Source organism: Burkholderiales bacterium (genome assembly GCA_013695435.1).
Classification (GTDB): Bacteria; Pseudomonadota; Gammaproteobacteria; order Burkholderiales; family JACMKV01; genus JACMKV01.
Genome location: JACDAM010000098.1, coordinates 1 through 3,439, shown reverse-complemented (window position 1 = coordinate 3,439; position 3,439 = coordinate 1). Strand labels below are relative to the sequence as shown.

Annotated in this window: 4 protein-coding genes; 2 read left to right on the top strand and 2 right to left on the bottom strand. The window is 61.4% G+C overall.

What is annotated here, in order from left to right; all coding sequences use genetic code 11:
* Together H0V78_05635 and H0V78_05630 are read left to right on the top strand one after the other, a co-directional pair.
* On the top strand, positions 1 to 158 hold a 158-nt coding region (locus H0V78_05635), incomplete at its 5' end, for a DUF2277 family protein (protein ID MBA2351271.1).
* Between the two features lie 129 nt (positions 159 to 287).
* Entirely contained in the window at positions 288 to 2,447 is a 2,160-nt protein-coding gene (locus tag H0V78_05630) for a S9 family peptidase (protein ID MBA2351270.1), read from the top strand.
* Between the two features lie 125 nt (positions 2,448 to 2,572).
* Here the strand turns inward: H0V78_05630 and H0V78_05625 are convergent, their stop codons facing one another.
* Positions 2,573 to 2,824 (bottom strand): XRE family transcriptional regulator, encoded by a 252-nt coding sequence (locus H0V78_05625; GenBank protein MBA2351269.1) that lies wholly within the window; start codon positions 2,822 to 2,824, stop codon positions 2,573 to 2,575.
* 83 nt (positions 2,825 to 2,907) lie between these two features.
* Positions 2,908 to 3,255 (bottom strand): type II toxin-antitoxin system RelE/ParE family toxin, encoded by a 348-nt coding sequence (locus H0V78_05620; protein MBA2351268.1) that lies wholly within the window; start codon positions 3,253 to 3,255, stop codon positions 2,908 to 2,910.
* Between the last annotated feature and the right edge of the window lie 184 nt (positions 3,256 to 3,439).

Below are 3,439 nucleotides of genomic sequence, written 5' to 3'. Positions count from 1 at the left end.
AAGCAGCGTTTCTCGCGGCCGTCGATCAGGTAGCAGCCATCTCCAGGAAGCTTTTGATCTCGCCAGAGACGAGCGCACCGCCACGGAATCGGGAGGACGAGGCTGCAAGGGCGCCAGCGCGTGCTATGGAGCGGTTTCCTGCCGCCCGCTCTGCTTAAGCGCGGCGATCACCCTGTCGATGGTCCTCGCCGGCGGGTTAGAGTCCGAGGCCTGCGTCAAGATCGATGGCACTGTGCCAGGCATCGACCATTCGCGAACTCATACAACGATTTCCTGGAAGCGCCGCTTTGAAAATCCTACGCTCTGGCCTGCTCGCCACCCTCGGTCTTGCTTTGCTCCCCTTTGCTTCAACGCTCGCGCTGGCCGCAAGCGATGCACCGCCTGCAACGCCCAGCCACCCAGTGGTCGATACCTACCACGGCGTATCGATCAGCGACCCGTACCGCTGGATGGAGCAAATGGACAGCGCCGAATTCCGCGACTGGATCGGCAAGCAGGCGGGCTACGCCCGCCAGGAGCTCGACACAATTCCCGGCCGGCCGGCGCTGCTTGAGCGGCTGCGCCGACTGGCGCAGGCCACCGGCAACGTCACGGATCTCGCATGGGGCGGCAAGCATCTGTTCTACCTTGGGCTCGAACCTGGCCAGAACACCTGGCGGCTGTTGATTCGCGAGAACGGCAACGGCACATCCCGGGTATTGCTGGACCCGGAAGCGCTGAGCAGCGGCGGCCAAAGAATGGCGATCAGCGAATTCACGCCGTCAAGGGATGGCAGCATGGTGTCGGTTGGCCTCGCTGCCGGCGGGTCGGAAAAGTCGGTGCTGCATGTGCTGGACGTTAATACCGGCAAGTTTCTCGACGAACGCATAGACCGTGTCTACGGTGGTTCGTGGACCGTGGTCTGGCTAGAGGACGGTAAGCATTTCTTCTATGTGCGCGCGCCCGAGGGCGAGCGCTACAACAAGACCCGCGTGTACCTGCACAAGCTCGGGCGGGCGCTAGAGCAAGATCCCGTGGTGTTCGGCTACGGCGTGTACCCAGAATTCCCCTTCGAGCCTGCCGACTACACCTATCTACGCCTGGCGCCTGGCGGCCGTTACGTCGTCGCGACAACCGTTCCGGGCGTCGCTAGCGAGCGGCATTTCTTTACCGCTCCGCTGGCCGATGTGCTTGCCGGCCATGCCAAATGGCGCAGGCTGGCCAGCCCCGCCGACCAATGGTTCCGAGGCTATGTGGCAGGCCAGAAGCTGTATGTGCTGAGCCACGATGCCGCGCCGCGCAACAAGCTGTTGAAGATCGACCTCGCCCATCCCGAGGCCGCGCCCGAACTGGTACTGCCGCCCGGCACCGCGGTACTTGACGATGCTGCCGTGGCTCGTGACGGCCTGTACGTGAAAGGCATGGAAGCCGGAGTAGGCAAGCTGTTCCGCGTCCCATTTGGAAAGGGCACGGCGCAGGCAGTCAAGCTGCCCTTCGCCGGCAGCGTACGCGAGATCGCTGGGAACCCGCTGCGCGACGGCGTGCTGGTCAAGATGGAAGGCTGGACCCAATCCCAGCGAGTTCTCAATGTAAGTGCGAGCACGACACGCGATACCGGCCTGCTCGCGCCGGCGCCGGCCGACTTCAGCAGCATCGAATCAAAACAGCTATTTGCGCTGAGCCATGATCGCGTGCGCATTCCGCTAACGGTCATCTATCGCAAGGGTTTGGCACTGGATGGTGCGAGGCCGACCATCCTTACGGGTTACGGTGCCTATGGCATCTCGCGGGAGCCACGCTTCGATGCCATGAACTTGGCCTGGCTGGAACGCGGCGGCGTGATTGCCATCGCGCATGTTCGTGGTGGCGGCGAGTACGGCGAGGAATGGCACCGCGCCGGCCAGATATTGAACAAATCGAACACCATTCTCGACTTCATTTCCTGCGCCGAGACACTCATCCAGCAGGGCTACACCAGCCCGGCGAAGCTGGCCGGTACCGGCGCGAGCGCCGGCGGCATCACTATCGGCGGCGCCATCACGGAGCGGCCGGACTTGTTCGCCGCAGCGAACCATGCCGTTGGTCTGGCGGATTTGTTGCGCACTGAAAACGAGGGCACCGGCCCCGCCAACGTTGCGGAGTTCGGCTCGGTCAAGCGCAAGTACCAGTTCTTGGCCATGCTGCCAGTCAGCCCTTATCACCGCGTGGTCGTCGGCACGGCCTATCCCGCCGTGATCCTGACCACGGGAATTAATGACCCGCGCGTGGCGTCATGGCAGCCGGCCAAGTTCGCTGCGCGCCTGCAGACCGCTACAAGCTCGGGCAAGCCGGTCCTGTTGCGCCTAGACATGGACGGCGGCCACGGTATGGGCGGTACTCGCGGGCAGCGCATAGAGGAAACGGCTGACGTATGGTCATTCGTCCTAGCGGCCATGGGCGAACCTGGTTTTGCATTTGGTCCGCGTTGAAGCCGAATGCCCATGACTAAACCATGCGTTGCCTCGACGCGATCGAGGAGCGCAAAGCCCGCGGGGAGCGACCCTAAAGGGACTTGAAGCTCAACGATAACTAAATCACTAAAGTCGCGCATCAATCAAATCGTCGGCGACGCTGCGATAGGCTTCTTGGTCGCGCGCTTCGGCCTGCGGCTCTCCCTTCGACGCTCGAAACTGATGCGCGGGGTGAGCCCGATAGTAACGGCCATATCGATCAGCCCATCGAGCGAAAAACGATCGATCCGGCCCCGCATAAGGTTCGAGACTCGTGGCTGCGTGACGCGGAGCAGTTTCGCCGCTTCGGATTGGGTCAGTCCACGCTGGCGAATCATTGCCGTTATTGCGATCATCAGGTCGGAGCGAGCGGATAGACTGGCCGTGACATTCGGGTCATGCTCGATCGCGTCCCAGATATTCTTGAACTCACGGATCTTCACAAGCGGCTCCTGACGACAAAGCGATAACGCGAACGCGCGGTTTTCAAGTCCGGTTGCGCCGTTTTGCGCGTGGTCTTTTGGAAGCAATGCAGCACGTAAACCGCCTCTTCGAAACGGGCCACATAAATGACGCGAAATGCTCCCGAAAAAGCCCGGATCCGCAATTCGCCGACGCCCGGACCAATCGTAGCAAGCGGTTTCCAGCCTTCAGGTTCGCTGCGACGCTGGATGCGATCGAGCTGATATCCGGCTGCACGGCGCGCATCCTGCGGAAACTCTTGCAATTCCTCCAACGAGTTTGCGACGAATCGAATGGGCTTGCGGACGCTATACCAGTTATACACTATTTTATATAAACGGCAAGATCGATGGGCTTCAATCCTCCTTGGTTAGCAGCAAAATACCGATACGGCCTTCGTTTGAAATCGAATCCGCGCCGTGATGGCGGGCCGGTCGACCGTCGGGTGATACGGTGACTAAATCGGCCCCAGTTGAGAAACTCGCAGTAGCTGCCGCGAAGAAAACTTC

What these genes read in the sequence shown, in the direction of transcription:
- H0V78_05625 (MBA2351269.1), bottom strand. Translation starts at nt 2,824, where the DNA reads ATGATCGCAATAACGGCAATGATTCGCCAGCGTGGACTGACCCAATCC.